The following is a 20,822-nucleotide window of genomic DNA, read 5'->3' on the forward strand; positions in this document are numbered from 1 at the left end:
TAATCGCTCCCTACTAGCTCCGTCATAAAAAAGAAATTACTATGAAGGTACAACTAATATTCCTCAATTAAGGCTGAGAATGGCAGGATCAAAATTTTCTTTGTCGCTCCTTTTGATTCCTGTACTATTGTTTGTGGTTTATCAGAGAAGGAAAAGTAAACCGAAGCCTTTTGGTATTCTATCTTTATTATTTTACTCTCAAAATGTACTTGATATTTCTCGGAAACGATCTTCTTGCGCAAACTTATCATTTTTTTATAAAATTCAAGAAACTCTTTCCCTCTGTCGTCTGTAATCCTCCATGATAATTTCGATTTATTGAACGATTCGACGGATGAGGGATCCGGTATATCGCCTTTCCAGGAAAAATCTTTAAATTCTTTAAATCTCCCTTCTCTTACAATCTTTGCGAACTCTTTATCTTCTGTTTGCATAAAAAATAAAAAGGGGTTGGTTTCGCCGTACTCTTCTCCCATGAAAAGCATAGGTGTAAAGGGGGAGAGAAGCACGGAAGCTGCGAATAGCTTTGCTTTCTCATCGCCAACTATACTGACCGGTCTCTCTCCAAACGCACGGTTTCCAACTTGATCATGATTCGAATCGAAAACCACCAGTTTTCTTCTGTTTTCTTCGAATAATGTTCCTCTTGTCTTCTTCAGGTACTTCGAGTATCTCCCATTATAGAGATAACCATTTTCAAGGCAGTCAGTGATGTCAGTAAACTTTCCATAATCCTCATAATACCCACTGTTTTCATAAGTCAGAAATGAATGTATGCTGTGGTGGAAATCACCATTCCAACTTGCATCAAATCCGTAACCACAGTCCTTTAGTTCCTTTACGAGGGCATTGTCGTTCTTGTCGTCTTCGGCAATGAGTTTTATTTTTCTTCCTAATCTATTCTCGAGGCCTTTTATTAGAATAGAAATTTCCTTCAGTATGTGACTCGGGGAAGAATCGAAAATGGCATGTGTCGCATCTATCCTCAGGCCATCGAATTTATATTCTTCTATCCAGTATTTCACGTTCTGCAAAATGAACGATCTTACTGCATCTGATCCAGGTCCGTCAAGATTAAGTGCCTGACCCCATGGATTATTGTACCATTTTGAGAAATAGTCTCCAACAACTCCGAGTATATTACCAAGTGGCCCTATGTGATTGTAAACTACGTCTAGAATAACATTTATGCCGTTCTCATGTAATTTGTCGATAAATCTACACAAGTCTTCAGGCCTACCATAGCTATAACTAGGAGCAAAAAGAAAGACGCCGTCATATCCCCAGTTCCTAGTTCCATAAGTCTGGTTCAACGGCATTAATTCCACGTGATTTATTCCTAAATTTACAAAATGATCAACCATTTCCCCCGCGGATTCGTAAGTACCTTCTCTTGTATACGTTCCAACATGGATTTCTTCAATTATGGTTTCCTTCAGGTCATATGTTTTCCATTTTTTAATGCGTTCAAGGTCGTTTTTTATTATCTCGCTTGGACCATATATCCCCTCAGGTTGAAATCTCGAAGCAGGATCTGGTATTTTTTTACCGTCAGCGAGAAAGTAATATCGGTCACCTGGAGATAGTTTTAAGTCAGCGCTCTTGAATCCATCCGAGGAATCGTACATTGTAAATCTGGCACCATCTCTAACACGCAAAAACACCATGTCCTTAATATTGGGCGCCCAAACATGAACGGTAACGGTATCTCCAATAAACTCATACCCATGGTTCACTTCAGAACACCCTCCGTCAAGACCGTGAAAGGGAAAGTTCTCATTATGTTCTCTACTTTTACAGAATTTTTTACTTCGTAGACGTCGTTTGTGAACACATCTATAAATTTGTGAAGTTTGTTGTCACCCAGTGTCAGTCTGGTATCTTTCCACACATTTGACAACGGGAGGACTCCATTCAAAAAAGCCGTTCGGATAGGTACAACGACAATCATAGTCTCTTTCTTGTAGACGCGGCTGAAAGCTATGATATTATTTTTAAGCTTTCCATGCACCTGGAGAGGTATGTATTTGCCAGAGAAAACTTTACTCCTCTTCCTGAAATTTAGCAAGACATAAGAAGTTAAGAGTTTCAATCGTCCACTTGACAAATTATCAAGAAACGCATTGAAATTGCCTTTTCTGTACTGATCCACGACATATTCCAGCTCCCGCGAAAGCAAGGAAAAGTTTGCTGCAATTCTGTTGTCTGGATCTGTGAAGAAGTTATTTGCCAGTTCTGAGCCTTGGAAGACATCTGGTACCCCCGGTGAAGTTATTTTAAGTAAATTCTGCTCGACAGAATTTAATGCACCATATGGGGCGACGCGGTTGTAGAATTCCATGTAACTTTCCCTGAATTTAGTATCATTCATTGATGCACGTATGAAATTAAGCAAGGTCTCCTCATAGGTTTCATTCTTTTGATCCCAATCTGTATTTGTTCCAGATTCTCTGGCCATTTTTAACATCTGGTTACACACTCGATCCTCGAACTTTGAATCCCATTCTGAAGGATTTTGTGCCAGAAGGATCTGATAAAAATAGTACTCATCCTTCTTGCTTGGGGAATCATTAATTTTGAATTTCACATTAAAACTACTCCATGACTGTATGTATTTTTCCCATGCCTCTGGGATCTCTGATATTACATTGATCTTTGCCCGCAGATCCTCGCCCAACTTGGTATCGTGTGTGGATAGAGTATTTATGGAATTAGGTGAAACCTTAGATCGTTCCAAATTAAATTGGTGGAACTCTTCAGGAGACACGGAAAATAATTCAGGGTCGCATCCCACCTCATTTATTGATAGCAGTGGCACATAAAGGAAGAACGCCTTATCTTCAGTGGATTTCGCGGTTATAGCGGGCATGAACTGCTCTAATCTTTTAAAAATTTCAGTTGAGGTTTTATCATGCAATACGCGTTTAAGAATGTCAAGAGCATCGCCTTCTGCAGAACTCTCTTTTGCGTTTTCAATTGCTCTTTCCAAGATCTCGAACGAGTGCTTATCCGGAACGTATGTCCTGTATACAGGAATGTTTACGAGAAGTTCACTCAAGGCCGCCCTTAATGAATGAATGTTGCATTCCTGTCCGTAAACCTTTTCTCTGGCGAACTTAAAGAATATGTCCGTAACATAGTCGATCTCCGAGACGAAGCGTTTTTCCATGTAGTGGTGCTTTGCATCTTGCATAATCCTTTGAAGGTCTATACTTTCGCCAGTAAACTTTCTATAAATCCCTAACAGTTTAGACCTATTTTTTTTGTCTACGAACAAATAGGTGCATCGGAAGAGGAAATCGTAACCAGTAGTCCCATCAGACAACCATAATGGTTGTACTTTCTCGTTTTTGTCTAGTATCTTTTCAACAAAAACATAAGCACCTTTGTTACGTTTGATTCTTGATATGAATCCCCTAGGATCAAAAAGTCCATCTATATGGTCGATTCTGTACCCGTCTATAAGCCCTTTTTCTTCTAGTTCTCTTAACTTTCCCATAACTAGTGAAAAATATTTTTCTGGTCTTATTGCAATTAGTGAGTTGACAGAGAAGAATCTCCTGTAATTAGTTCCAGCCAATGCAGAACGGTAATATACTGGCCTGAAGTATTGAAATTTAATCAAATCTTCTAGTTTAACGTTCCGACTGGATGGCGCACCAAAATTTGTGCGTAACGCAAATGTTTCTCCTCCTATTTCTATCGTTTGTCCATTCTTTAATATGACTTTGTCTTTCAGGGCGGTTTCAAATGTGGTTCCAAGTATTGGCAGATCTATTTTCTTAGATTGGAAATTAGTTGAATGAAAAACATCAAACAGGTTGTAGTAATGGGATTTTGGTCCATTCCTAAATATGTCCTGTAAATACACATTCTGAGAACTAATAGCCATGTGATTCGGAACAATGTCCTGGATCCATCCCATCTCATTCCTATGAACCAACTCAGACATTTGTACGAATTCTTCTTCACTTCCAAGTTCAGGATTAATTTGTTCGAAATTCACAACATTATAACCATGATTGCTGCCTTTAACGCTTTCAAGGATGGGTGAAGAATAAATGTGAGATACTCCTAATTTTTTAAGATAACTGATTAATCCTCCTATCTCGCTGAGTGGAAAGGATCTATTGAATTGTAATCTGTACATTGACGTTGGATGGAGACTCATACATTATGCTAACAAACGCACATATTTTTAGTCTTCCATTACTGTAATTGAATTGGGTTTTCTATCAGTCAAAGGTATCATCAACTGTTATTGGGGATAATTTCTAATTTTTCGCTTAAAGTTTTTATTCCGGTATAAGTTACGGGAGATACAAAAGTGTTTGATCAGGTGAAACAGTTTGACTATATTTCATGGTAAACCAAAAAAGAAACCGAGTGGTGGGAAGCTAAGAAAAGCCAGAGAAAAGAGAAGATATGAGCTTGGACGCGAACCGACGCTTACAAGGATTGGGCCCACATCAAGAAAAGTTATCAGGACAACCGGCGGTAATTCAAAAGTGGTCCTTATGAAGGAGGACACGGCTAATGTTTATTCGCCATCAGGAAAAGTTGTAAAGAGAGTTAAAATTCAGACCGTTAAGAAAAACTCTGCTGATCAGCATTATGTTCAGAGAAATATAATCACTAAAGGTACTGTAATCTTGACTGAAATAGGTGAGGCCAAGGTGACGTCAAGACCAGGACAGGACGGAGTTATAAATGCTGTTCTCCTTGAGGAATCTTCTGTCAGTCAAGAAAAACAGAATTAGTTATGTCAATAACATTATATTCCCAGTATTTCAACCCAAAATTATCTAGGTCTAAGGGGCGACGAATACCATTAGATCCAGCAAAGAAATACTCTGATGAATCTCTTGTCAATATCCTGAAAGGATTTGGATTCAAGTATGAAGTGCGAGATGTCAGATATCCAAGAGTACCGTGGGAGCCGTGTAAGATGTACGTGCTAGAGGCTAATGTCAAGAAATCCACTTTAATTAAGATGATCGAAAGAAAACTCAGATAACCTAAATCTAATTCCTTTTTCCATTTTTGCACTTTTTAAAAACTAAGCACGATTCACATACAAAGAATAAAATTTTCAAATTCGAATTTACTAGCTATCTTTTAATTCGAAAGGTCTCGGAATTAGATCTGGTTATTGATGTGTACGAATCGTAAATTATCAATACTGTATGTGGGTTAGTTATATGTATCCGCTTTCCGTCACGCGAAATACTACTTTTATCCACAAATTCTTTTCGAAGAAAAGGAATATGTCTGAAGCCAGGACAATAGCAGATATGTAAATTATTGCGTTTACGGATGTTATGGATACGGCGGCTATAACGATCAGGGCAGTAATAGGCCCCATGTCGAGAAATTGCCTGGCCTTTCGCTGAGGGGTTATAAACGCAGGGTCTCTTATCTGAAATGTTCCTAAACTAACGTTCAACAAGAAAATTGGCATTATAAGCAAGGGCACAACAAAGAACTCTAAGTATGCCACTCCCACTGTATTAAGTCCGTATATGAAGTGAAGGAAAACCAATACTACTCCAATGGGGGTGGAAACAAGGACGGTCTTGATCATGCGTGCCAGTATTAGATAGCCTACGTACTCGCGGGGAGATACTGATGTAAATGAAAGCCAGCCCCTCTCCAGGGATAAAGCGTTTATCGAATGAGTGAAAGTGATGCCCAAAAGAGTATATATGGCAATGATCAGAATGATCAATGGGAATAAGGTAAGTAGGAGCATATAAAAATGTGACAAGAAACCAAGGACTCCTACAATAACGGCCAAGGCTATACCCGTCACTAACGCAAATTTAAGCGTAGGGCCTTGGGAAATTCTGACAACGTTGTCCGAAGAAAAATTCTTACCAGTCAGTGTAGAATGGCTTCTGGAAAGACTGAATTTAATCATTGCTTCCGACGCCTGAATATTGTTGAACGAAATGTTTTCCTCTTTTTCTGTCCTGTTATGCGTATTTAAGAACGTCCTTGTATCTAGGTGTGGTGCTATCTGGCCCAGGTTCTCAGAATTTACATTCCCTAGAACTCTAATTGCATAAAATACAAGAACTAATGGAAGAACAAGCACCATGATAATGCTAACGATATCTATATGAAAATTTGAAATGTCGCTTAGAACCGAAAGATATGGAACCGTGTACCAGGAAAGTACAAGGTATAAGAGGGTAAACAACATAAAACTTATGGCAATCAAAACTCTCTTTACTACTGTAAAGGTTGAAGCAATAACACTTAATGAGGTTACTATGAATGATAGCGCTATCAAGGATATTATGATGGCATATCTGCCAAGAGGGGATGTTGAAACTGGCCCGGCTGCCCATAGGAGAGTATCTAAAATTGAAAGACCAACGAAAACGTACTTACTTATATAGAGTGATACGGCCTTCCATTGGTCGTTAATGGGGGATGTAAACAGGAAATCAACGTCAGATCTGAGTATGGGTATGCTTGCTGTATAAACAAAATAGTATATGAAAAACAAGCTTACACCAACGAAAATTGCTCTGAATAATAAACTTCCTACAAGAGAAAGATCGAACGCAAGTACAATGCTCACCATAACGGAGAACGCGAGAAAAATAATGTAAAGCTTTGAAAACCGAGTTAATAGTATTAGTTTCACAAGACCATTTGGCATTTAAATCTCACCGGCAACTCTCCTATTGAAGATTAGCATGTCTTTCTCTTATTTAGCACCTCTTTGCTTCTTATTATACCTCCTCATTTTCGTTCTTGACCCAGCAGTTTAGTCTCAAATACTTCAGTGTCTGAAGAGAGCCTAAATGCTACCAGAAGAAAAGTCGCCACGTACATGTTGGGGCAGAAACAGCACTAAGCCAGAGATAAAGCAGTATAAATCCTAAAGATAAAGTAATATCTAATTCCGCTATCACATATTGTTGACAAAGCTAAGTGAACTCTCTCTGCCACAGTCCTTTCTTGACTTATTCGATGGGAATGATGTGGAACTGTATCCGCATCAGGAGGAAGCCATCAAGCTCCTGGATAGTCACAAAAATGTAATCGTGTCTGTTCCAACTGCATCAGGAAAGAGTCTAATAGCTTACTATGCCATATACAAGGAATTTCTTAAAAAGAATAAGAGCATGTATATTGTTCCCTTAAGAGCTCTGGCTTCTGAAAAGTATTCTGAACTGAAAAAACTAGGCTCTCAGGGAATGCGTGTTGCTTTATCCATTGGGAATTATGACGAAACCCCTGAATTTATAAAGAAATGCGATGTTGTAGTATGTACCTCAGAAAAAGCTGATTCCCTTTTTCACAGAGATCCGGATTTTATTTCTGAAATATCTCTTGTTGTAGCAGATGAACTACACCTTCTTGGAGATTCGTCCAGAGGTTCAAGGCTTGAAACATTTCTCTCAGCTATAGTTAAATCCAGTCCGGACACGATGACTCTTGGTTTATCAGCCACCATTACAAACATCAGCGATCTGTGCAAATGGCTTAATGCCGTGCCAGTAGTCAGTGACTTTAGACCGGTGTCTCTGAGCAAGGGGATATTAACTAAATCATACCTGGAGATAGCTGATAAAAGGATAGCTTCGTTCAAGGAGGAGGATGCGGTGGTTGGACTCTGCAACAGAGTCGTTTCCGAAGGCGGGCAGATCCTAATTTTTGTGAGTTCAAGAAAAAGAGCAGAAGATCTTGCTCTTAAACTCTCGGAGAGGATAGAGAAAGATAAAATCGAACCGGTAAAATTTACAGCTAATGAGGACGAAATGAACTACTACGACGACCAGATGCAGCAACTTTTTTCATCAGGAGTCGCTTTTCACCATGCGGGTCTGTCGAATAAGATAAGGGAACTCGTTGAAGAAAAATTCAGGGACAGAAAGCTCAAAGTTCTTGTCGCAACACCTACACTTGCGGCCGGTATAAACTTGCCAGCACGGACGGTCTTAATTCTTGATCTCAGCCGTTACTCGAACGGGCGCATGGAGTACATCTCAACAACGGAGGTACATCAAATGCTGGGCCGGGCAGGAAGGCCAAAGTATGATCGGTCCGGATACGGCATCCTCTATGCCGCTAATTCAAACACGGAAGAAACAGCCAGGGACTATCTTGAATCGGAACCCGAGCCGGTAATATCAAACCTGGGGCAGGAAAGTTTGATTCGTTTTATATCATTGGCGCTTGTATCAAACGGTTTAGCCAAAAGCATTCAAGATATATCTGAATTTTATGATTCTTCCCTTTTTGGTATTCAGAATCCGGATACCGATTTATCTTATAATATTGAAAAGTCCATGAACTTTTTGGTAGAGAACGAGCTTGTTCTTTCGCGGAATTTTAAATTTTATCCGACCCAGTTTGGCAAGATTGTTTCGGACCTTTATCTTGATCCAATAACTGCTGTTCAACTCCGGGACTACCTGAGAAGCAAAGACATTACCGACGAACGTTCCCTTCTCTGGCTTGCAAAATCTCCAGAGATCCCTTCACTTTATATAAGGGCTGCAGAGCGGGAACAGGCTATTGTATTTGCTGAGATCGCGGATTTCCCACTGGAAGATTGGGATCCCGATGCATTAAACAGAATAAAGCTCGCTATGATGTTATATTCCTGGATACAGGAAGTGCCAATAAATAAAATCTGCAGTGATTTCTTCATCGGCCCGGGGGATGTTCAGTCAAAAGCAAGCAGTGCAGATTGGATATCTTATGCACTTTCACGCCTTGCGGGCCTGTTTCTTCCAGAAAAAAGGAGATATTTTGAAATTTTAAATATCAGAATTAGGGAAGGCATAAAGGAAGAGCTGGTTCACCTTATTGTATTACCCAACATTGGCAGGGTTCGGGCAAGAAGACTCTTTAATAATGGGCTTTTAGATCTTAATTCTATTGCCTCATGCGATATACAAAAACTCCAGAATATCCCGGGGTTCTCAAAGAGACTCGCAGAGACTACCAAAGAAAATGCAACAAGATTGGTTCAAAGAGGATATTCGTGACGATCCATCTGAAAATAAAAAAAGAATTTGCGAACAATATTATCCTTCTTTTGGGTAAAGGTCCAGTGAGGGACTTTAAACACGTTATACAAAAGGATTCTGAATTTGTATATGTCCCGTTGAGTAAAGTACCAGAAAGTATCTATGAAAACGCTGAAATCGTGGACATAGAACCAAAGGAAAAGCGGATCAGATATTATCCAAAAACATCCGGTGGTTCGTTTGACCTTATAGGGAGTATAGCCATATTAAAATACAGGGAACCTGAAAGATTGAAAAAAGTTGCACATGAGATATTGACGACTAATAGGAATATCAAAGCAGTCTATTCGGACCAGGGTGTATCCGGACCTTATCGCATTCGAGACCTGAATCTTATAGAAGGGGAGCGCGTCTATGAAACTGACTACAGGGAAAACGGAGTGGTAATGAAGGTGGATCTAAGCAGTGTGTATTTTTCTCCAAGGCTCGCGACAGAACGCCTCCTTGTTTCACAGTCAGTAAAAGAGGGTGAATTGATCGTTGACATGTTTTCTGGTATAGGGACTTTTCCGTTAAACATAGCGCACAAAAAAAAGTGCGAGATTTATGCGATAGATAGTAACCCTAGAGCCATTGGTCTTTTGAACGAAAACCTGAAGAAAAATCATCTGTTGGGGCGCATATACCCAACCCTGGGCTTGGCAGAAAAAGAAATAGTAAAATTCAGGGATGTTGACCGAATCATAATGAATCTTCCACATGATTCTTTTATGTACGTTTCAGCAGCTAAAGAGGTTCTTAAATCGAACGGTCTAATAAATTATTATGAGATAGCTGATATAATAACCCTCGAGGAAAGGATGGAAAAGCTTTTTGAAATGGGTTTGAACATAGTTTCGAAAAGAGTGGTTCATAGTTATTCAAAAATTGAAAGGATGTATTCTCTGACGCTAAGGAAAGAAAATTAATCTTCTTCGTTCTTAGGAAATCTTGTCTTTTAAGATATCTAAAATGCCCCGAACAGTGTTAAAGGCTATGAGTGAGATTGTCTATTCTTCCACCGTCTGCAACGATCACTTGGCCATCTATAAACGCTGCCTCATCTGAGCAAATAAATGATGCAATATTTGCAATGTATTCTGGTTTTCCGATCATGTTAAGCTCTGTTCTCTCAATGAAAAACTTTTCAAAAGTATCTATTTCTTCCTTTGTTTTTCCTCCTATTGTCATGTCTGATTCTACCCAGCCTGGTGCGATTGCATTTACTCTAATTTTATACTTCCCTAGTTCAAATGAAAGTCTCTTTGTCAGACTTATTATCGCGGCCTTAGTCATTGAATAAAATGTTGTATTGTCTGCTGCAGTACCGACCCCCGCGTTTGAAGCTATATTTAGAATGACACCTCTAGTTTCCTTAAGGTTGTTAATGGCCTCCAGCGTAGTGTACACAGCACCCTTTACATTTACTGCGTACATCCTCTCAACACGCTCTTCATCATATTCTTCAAACGGCATGAGATTGAAAATTCCCGCGTTGTTGACAAGAATGTCAATGCTTCCCATCTTTTTGTTGATATCCTTTATCATATTTCTGACTTCATCTCTGTTGGATACGTCAGCCTTGAAAATCTCAGATCCTGTTAATTTCTCCCTCAGTTCCAAGGCCGCTTTCTCGTTTCTTGAATAATTTATTGCTATTCTTGCTCCATCCCTGTGGAATCTTTCTGCTATTGCGCGCCCTATCCCTCTAGACGACCCTGTTATCAACGCAATTTTTCCATTCATTCTAGCGTTTTCCATATAACTATATCACTGCTTTCTATAAATTAGGGGTACCATGATTCTTTTTCCGATAGGAAATTATGAAAATTAATCAACCTCAAATGTATTAGGACTTTCAAATGGGAATAGTCCAGGGTATCGGTGATCTCACAGCTCAAATGTATGAGCGTGTCCTGATGGAGCAGATAAAATCTGATAAAGTGCCCCACCACATTGGGATAATTACGGACGGAAATCGCAGATACGCGAAGAATAATAACATTTCCGATGAGGAAGGGCACGTACAGGGTAAGAAAAAACTCGAAGAGGTGCTGGAGTGGTGTATGGAAATTGGTGTACATACCGTTACGGTTTACGGATTTTCAACTGAGAATTTTAACAGGAATCCTGATGAAGTAGATTTCCTGTTAAGACTTATAAATGGTGCGCTCCTTGACCTGATGAAGGACCAACGCGTGTTCAAGAACAGAATTCGTGTGAAGGTAATTGGCGATCCCAATCGATTACCAGACTATCTCAGAAAGACCATAGACGAAGTAGAGCGAACGACAGAGGATTTCGAGAAGTTTAGGCTTAACATAGCAGTCGGTTATGGGGGCAGAGAAGAGATAATTAGCGCAATAAAATCTATAGTAAAGGACGTAGAGGATAAGAAGATCCAGGTGGACGACATTAATGAAGGAATTTTCCGAAAGTATCTCTATGATAAAACATCTCCAGATCCAGATCTAATATTGAGAACAAGTGGAGAAGAACGAATATCAAATTTTCTTCTTTGGCAATCAGCATATTCTGAATTATACTTCTCTGAAGTGAACTGGCCGGAGCTAAGGAAAGTAGACTTCCTTAAAGCTATTGCATCATATCAGCAACGGAAGAGGAGATTTGGAAAGTAATGTTCCTTGCCATAGACGACACAGATTCCCCGAAGAATATGTGTACAACTTTTGTTCTTACAGAAATCATTCATGAAACAGGTATGGATATAATAGGAATGCCTAGACTTGTCAGGCTCAATCCTACAATACCTTTCAAGACCAGAGGCAACGCATCTTTGGCTGTACAACTAGGGAAAGGGATTGGGGAAAAAAGAAAGATTGGTAATATTCTTGGAAAAGATATTTTTTCATACGATTCCGGCGAGGAATCAATTGATGAATCAGATCTAATGGATATAGCTGAAGAAGTAATTTATCGCTACGCTGATCTCGATTACGAGGGAACAAATCCAGGTATCGTCGCGAGCAAGACTACATTTGACCCTGCATTTTACTGGAAGGCAGTTCGCGAAGTATCCGAAATAAGTGAAGCAGAGGACTTTATAATTCACAGCGGAGGGCATTTTCGCAAAATTAAGAACGGCAGAGGTATAATTGGCGCTGCTGCTGCAATTGCGTGGCCGAGGAATGCAATTACCTATGAGCTGTTATTCTATTCTGATGACAAGAACCATCAGATTCCTAGGAACTTACAATTTTATTTATCGGAAAAAGCCGAGATGATCCAGGGGACCTTCAACAACATTGATCGCGAGAATAGGCACCCGGCAATATTCCCCGATCAATCCACCCCAGTATTGATGGGAATAAGATCTATGACAGATGAAGGATTTCTGGAGAATGTCCTTGAATTGGACGGAATCTCTGATCTCCACTATTCAAGATTCATGTTGTATGAGACAAATCAAGCCACCGATGATCACATCATAGAGAATTCCACATATTTCTGGGATTTCCATTCGTATAGGATCGATGGTATTATTTCCATAACGCCTTACTCAATCAACGGTTCCCATTATTTTTCTGAAATGATATCTAACGGAAAGAGAGTTAAAATCGCTGCCTTTGAACCCACGAAGGAATTCAGGAAAATATTCCGACAACTGCGTCCCATGGACTTGGTCAGCGTTTATGGTTCGATGAAAAATGGTACACTTAACGTTGAGAAAATGCAGATTAAAGCAACATCCAAAATATACGGCAGAACTGCTCCAGAGTGTCCGGATTGCTCTGTGAGAACTGTGAACAAAGGCCTTAATGACTACAGATGTCCTGTATGCGGAAAGATAATGAATTTACCATCCTATGAATCTATAGAACGAGATGTTAGTCCGGGATTTTATGATGTTCCAGTTTCTACAAGAAGACATCTTAGCAAACCCTTCAGCATCTCTGGTTATTCACTCCGGAAAGGCGATGCATCCTGATCTGTATTAGCGGTATACCTGGTTCAGGAAAAAGCACAGTTTGCCAAAAATTGAAAGAACTTGGGTACGACTGTAAGAACGCATCTCTTATTGAGGGATATGAAAAATGCCTAGATGGGGATGAGGTCGATATAGACTGCCTCAGGAACAGAATGAACTTTGTAAAAAGCAACAATATGATCGTCGAGAGCCATTTCGCTCATCTTTTGGGTTGTGATTTGATCATAATACTTCAAAGAGATACGGAATCAGTAAGAAGGACACTGAGTAATCGTGGATACAGCAAGGAGAAAATTGAAGAAAATATCGATGCTCTACTTAGCGACACGATCTATTATGAGAGCCTTGAATTCCTTCCGGCACCATTGATCAGAAAAGTCAAGGTAACTGAAAATAATTTAGATGATGCAGTTCTAAAATGTGTTGAGGTGATAAACAGCTTTCAGAAGAGAAACTAAAAGTATATCTGTAGGTTATTCCGAGATATGGTTCTCGATGCCTACCGTGCAAAGGTCGACGGGATTTTGACAAAGATATCTCGCCCGTTCAGTGAAACAAATCCCAACCTAATCTCCGCCCTGTCGCTGGCGTTGGCTGCGTTAACTGGACTGTTATTTTTCCTTAATAATATCTTCATTCTCATAAGCTTCTTTACATTATTACTCTCGGCACTGTTTGATGCAATAGACGGCAAGGTTGCTAGGATGAGAGGTATAGCTTCTAAAAGAGGCGATCTAATAGACCATGTTTTTGACAGATACTCTGATGTATTTATAATTCTAGGTTTCGCCTTTAGTGTATATGCTCAGCTATGGATTGGCTTACTCGCGATAATAGGCATAATGCTTACGAGCTATATGGGAGTTCAATCACAGGCTTTGGGATTAATGAGGAATTATTCAGGGATCATGGGCAGGGCAGACAGGCTGGTTCTCATGCTCGTCTTTATATTGATCCAGTTTTTTTTCAGATTCAATGTTATCTTTTCCGGAATCTTGATAACGCCTATTGATGTACTTCTAATCATTTTTGCCATAGCGGGAAACGTAACCGCCGTCCAAAGATTCTACGGATCGTATCAGGCCCTTAAATAATGTGCAATTGATCCACAAAGCATACTGAAAATCGAGAATTTGCGTAAAATATTAAGATACAAATTCACATTACTAAGAAAGGTAAATTATAATTGAAAAAAATTGAACTTATCGCTTTTGATATGGATGGGGTCCTTACAAATGAAGTAAGTAGTTGGGAGTACTTACATCGAACATTTGGAGTCAATAATAAGTCCAACTGGGACCTCTATGAAAGAGATAAGATTTCTTACGAAGAATTCTTGAAGAGCGATGTTTCGCTGTGGTTAGACAAATTTGGAAAAGTAAGCGAGAAGCATGTCCGTAATATCCTTGACAAAATTGAACTTAAACAAAATCTCGAGGGTACTCTTTCCAAGATCCGAAGTTTAGGTATCAAGACAATTATAATTTCTGGGGGTGTATATTGGCTTGCTGAGAAGATAAGTACCATTGTACCTTTTGACGATATATACGCAAACTGCATTCTTGTTGACAGCAATGGTTTCTTGAAGAAGGAAGGTTTCGCTCCCGTAGATCCTAAGAAAAAAGGGAAACTCCTGAAAAAAATACAGGGGATTTATGATATTGAAGGTGAAAATACGATTGTAGTCGGTGATTCTGATCACGACGTTTTAATGTTCGATCACGCAGCATTTTCTATCGCCTTCAATCCTACTTCAAGATATGTGGCTGATTCCGCAGACTATGTTGTTTTCGGTGAAGATTTCTCCGTCATAATGGAGGTCTTGGAAAATATCAGTAAATGAATGCCACTCTGGTTTAGTCAAATCAGTTCGCTAAAATAATACTTCAATAAAATCTGGTTAGAGAGTAATAACAGTCAAAGTTTTTGTGTCGATTACCCCGTCTATTGTCCTTATCTTTTCAATCATCACTTTTCCAATCTCATTGTAATCTTTTGCGTCTATCTTGACGATGAGATCATATTCTCCGAACAAGGGATGTATCTCAGCTATGTAGTCAAGTTTCGAAATTTTGTTGTAAACCTCCTGTTCTTTTCCTGGAACAGTGCTAATAAGGACAAATGCTAACGACATTATGTTTACCCTAAAATCCCCATTTTTATCTATTATAAAGCTTTTTACATACAAAATAAATCATTGTGTTTATAGCAGGGATTGGTTTCCAGCATCTGCAAAATGATCCGTAATCTATGCAGTCTTATAAACCGGCTTTCCCTACGAGAAAACCGTGATATATTCGGTTATTTTTGGACGGAACAATTGCACCGATTAGTCAGGTATAAATATTAGACTTTTTTCTACGGTATTTGGGTCTGATGAGGTTCACCATTTGATAACGTTAACTAAACCCCTTCTCAGTCATCCTAAAAACGGCAAAGTTCAGGATTTTAGGATAGAACAAGAAGATCAGGGACAGTATAATTACTCCAAGAGCCACATAAACAGATAGCATGAAAAAGAATGCAGAAACGCCACCAATTATCATTCCACCAATACTGACGGGGGCGTAAAGAATCTGCTTTGCATTTCTTTGTGGCGTTATAAACTCTGGATCTTTAATCTGGAATACACCAACGACCATTGTCGTCATTATCAGCAAAATCACCATCATTGGTGCGTCAATAAATTCGACCACGGCCAATCCAAGAATATTCAGATGGAATACTAAGTAAATGAACAAAACTGAAATTCCTATTGGGCCTGTTATCGCAAGACTCCTAATCATTCGCCCATAGATGACATATCTTATGTACACCGCGGGTTTTATGGAAGTAAATGATACCCAGGCTCTTTCAGAGGAAAGCGCGTTATAGGCAAAGGTATACAGGAACATAAGCGAGTACATCCCCACAAAAATATACAATTCTCTTATCCCCGCTACCATGTGGAAGAAGTAGGAAATTAGGAATAAAACAACGCCAGCAAGAGTCCCAACGCCAATAAGTGCAAAGATACCTAAACCTTTGTGAACTCCAACGTTTCTTTCAGAACTGAATGTTCTTCTTGACGAAACGATTGAAGTTTTTGTAAGATTAAATATGAGCATTGCTTTCCCGGGAGTCGTATTATCAAATACTCTCTTTCCGTTAGTCGAGACTTTTTTTGCCCTCTCACTCTTTTGGGCCCCGCTGATTGTAAGTTTCAAGGTATCAATATCTGCATTTTTTAACTGGACATAGGCGTAGAAAGTCAGGAGAGAAGTTAACGCGACAAGCATGGCTGTCCCAGAGTATATGTCCCCAAAAATGTAGGATGCCGGAGAAAAACCAAATCCCAACAGGGAAAATAGCTCCCAACCCGAAACAGCGACAAGAGCAAGTATCTTTCTTCGAACTGTGTATTTAGAAACAGATATACTAAGCGAGGTGATTAGAATGGAAGCTACTATGGTATCAACTATAACGAAAACTCTATCTAATAGGACTGGAGCTACTAATCCCACAATATAGAGGTTTGATATTAAGAAAATAATTCCGATAAACAAATACTTACTTGTGTAGAGTGCAAACGCAATAGCACGTTTTGAAACAGGTGAAGTGAAGAGAAAGTCCGTATCCGACCGAATTATTGGATAGGAACTATTGAGACCATAAATGATTGTGAATAAAACCAATATTCCCAAAACTATGTATCCAAATATGTGCAATAATATAATCGGTTCTTTTGGTGGGAAAAATGAGATCTCTGCAAAAGCATAAGCTAAGAGCAATCCGAAAAGAACAAGATAGGCGGTAGTGAACCTGGTTCTAATTATTAAAGAAAATAACGAACGAGACATTTCTCTCACCGAACGATTTCTGTTTCACTCATTTTATCCACTCATATTTTTTACAATTATTCGTATTCCATTACGAAATGCCTCTTGTCATGATCCTTTCCACAACGTCTTCTATGCGTTCGTCAACAGTTGCTAAATCCTGAAGTTCTTTAATACTCCCCTGCCAGGTGATTTTCCCATGGCTCAGTATTATGACGTTTTTGGTTAATCTTGTTGCTATTTCCATAATGTGTGTAGAGACAAAATACGTTGCATTGAGTTTTTCAAGCAGCCTTATGACTGCGCTCTGAGTCGGGATATCAAGATAATTTAACGGCTCATCAAGTAAAATTACTTTTGGGTTATGAACGATAGCAAGAGCTACTGATACTTTCTGCCTATTCCCTCTGCTCAACGTTACAACCTTGGAATGTTCATACTCGAACAGATCTAGTTGTGACATCAGTTCACCTGCTCTCTGATAGGCATCTTTTATTCCCCTAAGTGCAGCAATGTACTCTATGTTCTCTCTCACAGTTAACGTGGGATAAGGATAGGCATCTTCAGGCAAATAGCCAAATATTCTTTTTGCTTCTGTGCTTGTTGGATCAAAACCACCTATTTTTGCTTCCCCGGAGGTCGGTTTCAAAAGTCCAACTAAAATCTTTAAAGTAGTCGATTTCCCCGCTCCATTGGGGCCAAGAAGTGCATATCTGTCCCCGCATGAAATTTTAAAAGTAACCTCATCCAACGCCGTGACAGTGGGGAAGTTCTTTACTACATGGTCAAATTCTATACAGTTTCCAGTTAACAATTCCTCCAATTTTAGCCACACTCAGAAGTTCGTAATATCTTTAATCTATTAAACGCTTTTAATATTTTATTATATAAGTTCTAAAATTATTTAGCTGAGTTCTTGGTCAAAGCAGTCTATTTATAAGAATATATGTTTTCCTCTTTCTTTGAATGGCGCATTCATGAATATAATTTTTCTGAACGTGTAAAGATCATCTGTTTATAAGGTCCTTATGGCTTAATCTGTTCTGTGTTACACAGATGATAATCATTTTCTGCAACGGTCTTGTTTCGCCAACTAACTTATTATGTTACACGTACTATTTTTGAGGAGTTCCATCGGCAGAAAAAGTAGAGTTTTTTTCTTCTTTATCCTCCAACTCCAACTCGTTAATTGCTGAAATGTATTTGCGAACAGTTTCGAATCCCTTTTCCGTAATCTTAATTGTTACTCTTTTTGATGAGAAGAATGAATGCTCAATGATTGTAACATAGCCTGATGAACTTAACTTCAGGAGGTGATTACCTAAACTCCCCTTTGCGAGTCCCGTGAGTTTTGACAATTCAGTAAAACCAAGCTTTCTGTTCATGGACAATGATATGAGAATAAGAAGACGAGGAGATGATTTAAGAGCTCTATCATTAAAGATCGAAGACAGTCTTTTCAAAGAATCTGGTTCATTAGTCATCTATGATCATCACACTCTGGAAATAGGCATTATATATCCCGGCTATGCCGCAAGCCAACCACGTGATTGCTACGAGTATCCATACTACAGTTAAAATCAAGTAAATCCCGGACTCAATACCAGCAATACTGATTCCACAACCAGCGACAAAACTAATTAAAGCGACCCATGTTTCTGGGTGAAATTTTGTCATACTTTTTCTCACGGTGCTGATTATCGCCCAGGGGACAAATAATGCGAGAATAACATACAAAAGCGCAAAATAGCCAACAAAACCAATTACCGCTAAGAATGTGAGGACAAGCATAACCACCAAAAAAAATAAAATAAAAATGCCCCAGTCCTTCCATGTAGGCTGCTGTTTAAAAATTCTGGAGACCTTAAACGCCTTGTTGAATATATACCCTGTAAGGAGCATAATAATAAGAGAACTCAAGATGTAAAAGGCGGGGAGAATCCAGTTATTAAGGGAAAAAACAGGATAAAGTAAACTAGGCAATGTATAAAGGAAGAAGGCTACGGCCCATCCGAGGTAGTAGAGGCCAAACGAACGTCTAAAGATATAATCTTCGAAGTCAAAGGCTTTTTCTATAAGAGATCTACTTTCTTTCAAATATTTCTCGTCTTCAGAGATCATATCTGCCTCATCCCCTCGGTGTCCTGTGGCTTAATGTGCCTGAAAATATAAATATCTATCGCAAATAACACCAGTTCCCATAGAACAAGGCTCATCAAGAGGGTGAACCAGCTTAGGGTTTCAGGATGAGACGAAACAAAACTGCTTATCGGTTGTTGATTTGCAAAGGCAGCCTGGATAAGGCTCGGCCCTGAGTTCCATGGAGATAAGTACATCAACAGTTTTGGCGGAGAAGCATAAATCATAAGATAGCTTAATGAAAAAACTAGAACCATGGGTATGAATGATAGAAATTGTACGATCTTTACGTTACCGTATGAGATCACGAGTAGAACAAGCATTACAGATATGAGCATGAAGAAGACCCCAACAAGTACAGCGATTCCAAAGGTCTTCAAAAAGGATAGATATGTGGGGAAGACATTTACTTTTAAAGAAAGGTAGAACATGGAGGCTGTAAAAACAATCCCTATCACGACCAGAACCAGTGAGACAAAAATCCACGCAAGTAGAAGATCCAGAAGGTACCTTGATCTCAAAAGTTTCGTATATTTGAATGAGAATATTAGTGCATTTGTTGACCACGCCATTGACATGGCTAATGTTACGGAAACAGAGGAAAATGAGATTAGGGCTATCAATGCGTACCAAGCCGAAGTAATGGGCATAGCAGTTAAAGGCGTGAGGAAGGATCTATCCATGACAAATGCACCTAATGCCGCCCACATTAAACTGAAGAACCCTCCCCAGAACCAGAGAAATTTGTTTGTCACCAACGAATGAAAATAATATTTGGCAATCATTTAACCACGTCCTGTATTGAATTTACTAAATCTGTTGAGGACGACAGAGGGGTATCTCCCTTATCCAGGGTTACGCAGAAAGTGCCGTAACATGTTCGGATAGTTGAAAGTGCTGATGGCACGTCCCCCCTGGTAAGGTATAACCTGTTTATGTCACTCGAATTAAACTTGCCATACAAATTACCATCAATTATTAAGTAAAGCCCCCAATCCGGAAGCGATTTTAAGGCGCCGAAATCGTGTGTGTTTATAAGCACACTGCCTTGAAAGTTTTTCAGGTCATTTACCATCATGAGCCGTCTGCGCACATCAAGACTCTCAAATGGTTCATCAAGAAGAGCAAGTTTATATCCAATCTCCAAAGCCATTATGTTGCAGAATGCCTTATCCTGTCCTGTGCTAAGTTCATTTGTTCTTTTTGTAAGTACATCCAATAGTTCGTAACTCTCAAAGTGTTTGAAAACCTTTTCAGAATCGATACCGGATATAGAACAGTACATCTCTACCTTTTTTTTCACAGTAAGATCTAATAGACGATAGACGGTGTCAAGGTTACACGCGACACCCGTCACGCTATTTGCATTTTTAAGATCAATGCCAAATACTCTTATCTCACCTTTTGTTGTCTTTGCGAGGCCCATGATACCCTTTATCATCGTGGTCTTCCCAGATCCGTTTGAGCCAACTATTGCAATTTTCTCAGAATCAATACGAAGGTTTATGTTTGAAAGAACATTTTTCATACCCTTCGAATACGCCAAACTTATGTCATTTAATTCGAGTTCCATTTGAAGTGTTATCAAGTTTCATTATTAGAATGGATTCAGGTGTCTAAATTTCAGACTATATTGAATAGCGAATCGTGAATAGAAGTCCCCCTATCATCTAGCGATCCCTATATCTAATCGTTAGCAGCAAAAACATTCATCACATTCAGTTTCTCTCACTAGCGGGTTCCTTCATCCATCTTAACAAGGTTTATAAGCAAAGCATTTATCACATTGAGCTTAATATGGGCCCATAGCTCAGCCAGGTAGAGCATCTGGCTTTTAACCAGGTGGTCAGGGGTTCGAACCCCCTTGGGCCCGTGCCGGAGGAA

20 protein-coding genes and 1 tRNA gene are annotated in these 20,822 nt (G+C 39.3%); 10 read left to right on the forward strand and 11 right to left on the reverse strand.

Features of this window, described 5'->3' with window-relative positions:
• Nucleotides 1-53 precede the first annotated feature (53 nt).
• Nucleotides 54-1,736: a malto-oligosyltrehalose trehalohydrolase gene (gene treZ / locus LVQ96_01655; GenBank protein MCW6169859.1), complete on the reverse strand. Its 1,683-nt coding sequence runs from the start codon at nt 1,734-1,736 to the stop codon at nt 54-56.
• The gene (treY, locus tag LVQ96_01660) at nt 1,733-4,171 is read right to left on the reverse strand and encodes a malto-oligosyltrehalose synthase (protein ID MCW6169860.1); all 2,439 of its coding nucleotides are present in this window, start codon (nt 4,169-4,171) and stop codon (nt 1,733-1,735) included. The genes treZ and treY overlap by 4 nt, the downstream gene beginning before the upstream one ends.
• A gap of 178 nt (nt 4,172-4,349) precedes the next feature.
• Here treY and LVQ96_01665 point away from each other — a divergent pair, with 178 nt between their 5' ends.
• On the forward strand, nt 4,350-4,760 hold the full coding sequence (locus tag LVQ96_01665) for a 30S ribosomal protein S8e (GenBank protein MCW6169861.1): 411 nt from the start codon (nt 4,350-4,352) through the stop codon (nt 4,758-4,760).
• A 2-nt stretch (nt 4,761-4,762) separates the two neighbouring features.
• Nucleotides 4,763-5,017: a signal recognition particle gene (locus LVQ96_01670; protein ID MCW6169862.1), complete on the forward strand. Its 255-nt coding sequence runs from the start codon at nt 4,763-4,765 to the stop codon at nt 5,015-5,017.
• Between the two features lie 180 nt (nt 5,018-5,197).
• Here the strand turns inward: LVQ96_01670 and LVQ96_01675 are convergent, their stop codons facing one another.
• Nucleotides 5,198-6,670 (reverse strand): hypothetical protein, encoded by a 1,473-nt coding sequence (locus LVQ96_01675; protein ID MCW6169863.1) that lies wholly within the window; start codon nt 6,668-6,670, stop codon nt 5,198-5,200.
• 262 nt (nt 6,671-6,932) lie between these two features.
• Here LVQ96_01675 and LVQ96_01680 point away from each other — a divergent pair, with 262 nt between their 5' ends.
• Together LVQ96_01680 and LVQ96_01685 are read left to right on the forward strand one after the other, a co-directional pair.
• A complete protein-coding gene (locus LVQ96_01680) occupies nt 6,933-9,011 on the forward strand; it encodes a DEAD/DEAH box helicase (protein MCW6169864.1) in 2,079 nt (692 codons plus the stop codon).
• Between the two features lie 65 nt (nt 9,012-9,076).
• Nucleotides 9,077-9,961, forward strand: a complete 885-nt coding sequence (locus LVQ96_01685) for a methyltransferase (protein ID MCW6169865.1) — start codon at nt 9,077-9,079, stop codon at nt 9,959-9,961.
• 58 nt (nt 9,962-10,019) lie between these two features.
• Here LVQ96_01685 and LVQ96_01690 read toward each other — a convergent pair whose 3' ends face one another.
• On the reverse strand, nt 10,020-10,793 hold the full coding sequence (locus tag LVQ96_01690; protein ID MCW6169866.1) for an SDR family oxidoreductase: 774 nt from the start codon (nt 10,791-10,793) through the stop codon (nt 10,020-10,022).
• A 101-nt stretch (nt 10,794-10,894) separates the two neighbouring features.
• Between LVQ96_01690 and uppS the strand changes: the two genes are divergently transcribed.
• The 5 genes from uppS to LVQ96_01715 all read left to right on the forward strand — a co-directional run bounded on the left by uppS (nt 10,895) and on the right by LVQ96_01715 (nt 14,824).
• Complete coding sequence (gene uppS / locus LVQ96_01695; protein ID MCW6169867.1) at nt 10,895-11,671, forward strand: polyprenyl diphosphate synthase; 777 nt, start codon at nt 10,895-10,897, stop codon at nt 11,669-11,671.
• The gene (locus LVQ96_01700) at nt 11,671-12,981 is read left to right on the forward strand and encodes a tRNA(Ile)(2)-agmatinylcytidine synthase (protein MCW6169868.1); all 1,311 of its coding nucleotides are present in this window, start codon (nt 11,671-11,673) and stop codon (nt 12,979-12,981) included. The genes uppS and LVQ96_01700 overlap by 1 nt, the downstream gene beginning before the upstream one ends.
• 50 nt (nt 12,982-13,031) lie before the next feature.
• Complete coding sequence (locus LVQ96_01705; GenBank protein ID MCW6169869.1) at nt 13,032-13,439, forward strand: hypothetical protein; 408 nt, start codon at nt 13,032-13,034, stop codon at nt 13,437-13,439.
• Nucleotides 13,440-13,466: 27 nt separating this feature from the next.
• Entirely contained in the window at nt 13,467-14,075 is a 609-nt protein-coding gene (locus tag LVQ96_01710; GenBank protein MCW6169870.1) for a CDP-alcohol phosphatidyltransferase family protein, read from the forward strand.
• 92 nt (nt 14,076-14,167) lie between these two features.
• Nucleotides 14,168-14,824 carry an HAD-IB family phosphatase gene (locus tag LVQ96_01715; protein MCW6169871.1) on the forward strand — a complete coding sequence of 219 codons (657 nt, stop codon included), beginning with the start codon at nt 14,168-14,170 and terminating at the stop codon, nt 14,822-14,824.
• A gap of 57 nt (nt 14,825-14,881) precedes the next feature.
• On the opposite strand, the gene LVQ96_01720 is transcribed toward LVQ96_01715, so the two are convergent.
• From LVQ96_01720 to LVQ96_01750, 7 genes are all read right to left on the reverse strand, one after another.
• A complete protein-coding gene (locus LVQ96_01720; GenBank protein MCW6169872.1) occupies nt 14,882-15,115 on the reverse strand; it encodes an Lrp/AsnC ligand binding domain-containing protein in 234 nt (77 codons plus the stop codon).
• 265 nt (nt 15,116-15,380) lie between these two features.
• Nucleotides 15,381-16,820, reverse strand: coding sequence for a hypothetical protein (locus tag LVQ96_01725; GenBank protein ID MCW6169873.1), 1,440 nt, complete (start codon nt 16,818-16,820; stop codon nt 15,381-15,383).
• Nucleotides 16,821-16,890: 70 nt separating this feature from the next.
• Nucleotides 16,891-17,622: an ABC transporter ATP-binding protein gene (locus LVQ96_01730; protein ID MCW6169874.1), complete on the reverse strand. Its 732-nt coding sequence runs from the start codon at nt 17,620-17,622 to the stop codon at nt 16,891-16,893.
• Nucleotides 17,623-17,914: 292 nt separating this feature from the next.
• A complete protein-coding gene (locus tag LVQ96_01735) occupies nt 17,915-18,283 on the reverse strand; it encodes a MarR family winged helix-turn-helix transcriptional regulator (protein MCW6169875.1) in 369 nt (122 codons plus the stop codon).
• A complete protein-coding gene (locus LVQ96_01740) occupies nt 18,276-18,920 on the reverse strand; it encodes a hypothetical protein (GenBank protein ID MCW6169876.1) in 645 nt (214 codons plus the stop codon). The genes LVQ96_01735 and LVQ96_01740 overlap by 8 nt, the downstream gene beginning before the upstream one ends.
• Nucleotides 18,917-19,723 carry a hypothetical protein gene (locus LVQ96_01745; protein ID MCW6169877.1) on the reverse strand — a complete coding sequence of 269 codons (807 nt, stop codon included), beginning with the start codon at nt 19,721-19,723 and terminating at the stop codon, nt 18,917-18,919. Before LVQ96_01745 ends, LVQ96_01740 begins: the two co-directional genes overlap by 4 nt.
• Nucleotides 19,720-20,511, reverse strand: coding sequence for an ATP-binding cassette domain-containing protein (locus LVQ96_01750; GenBank protein MCW6169878.1), 792 nt, complete (start codon nt 20,509-20,511; stop codon nt 19,720-19,722). The genes LVQ96_01745 and LVQ96_01750 overlap by 4 nt, the downstream gene beginning before the upstream one ends.
• 226 nt (nt 20,512-20,737) lie before the next feature.
• On the opposite strand from LVQ96_01750, the gene LVQ96_01755 reads away from it, so the two are divergent.
• Nucleotides 20,738-20,811 (forward strand) — tRNA-Lys (locus LVQ96_01755).
• The last annotated feature ends 11 nt before the right edge of the window (nt 20,812-20,822 follow it).

This window comes from Thermoplasmatales archaeon (assembly GCA_026127925.1).
Classification (GTDB): Archaea; Thermoplasmatota; Thermoplasmata; order Thermoplasmatales; family Thermoplasmataceae; genus JAKAYB01.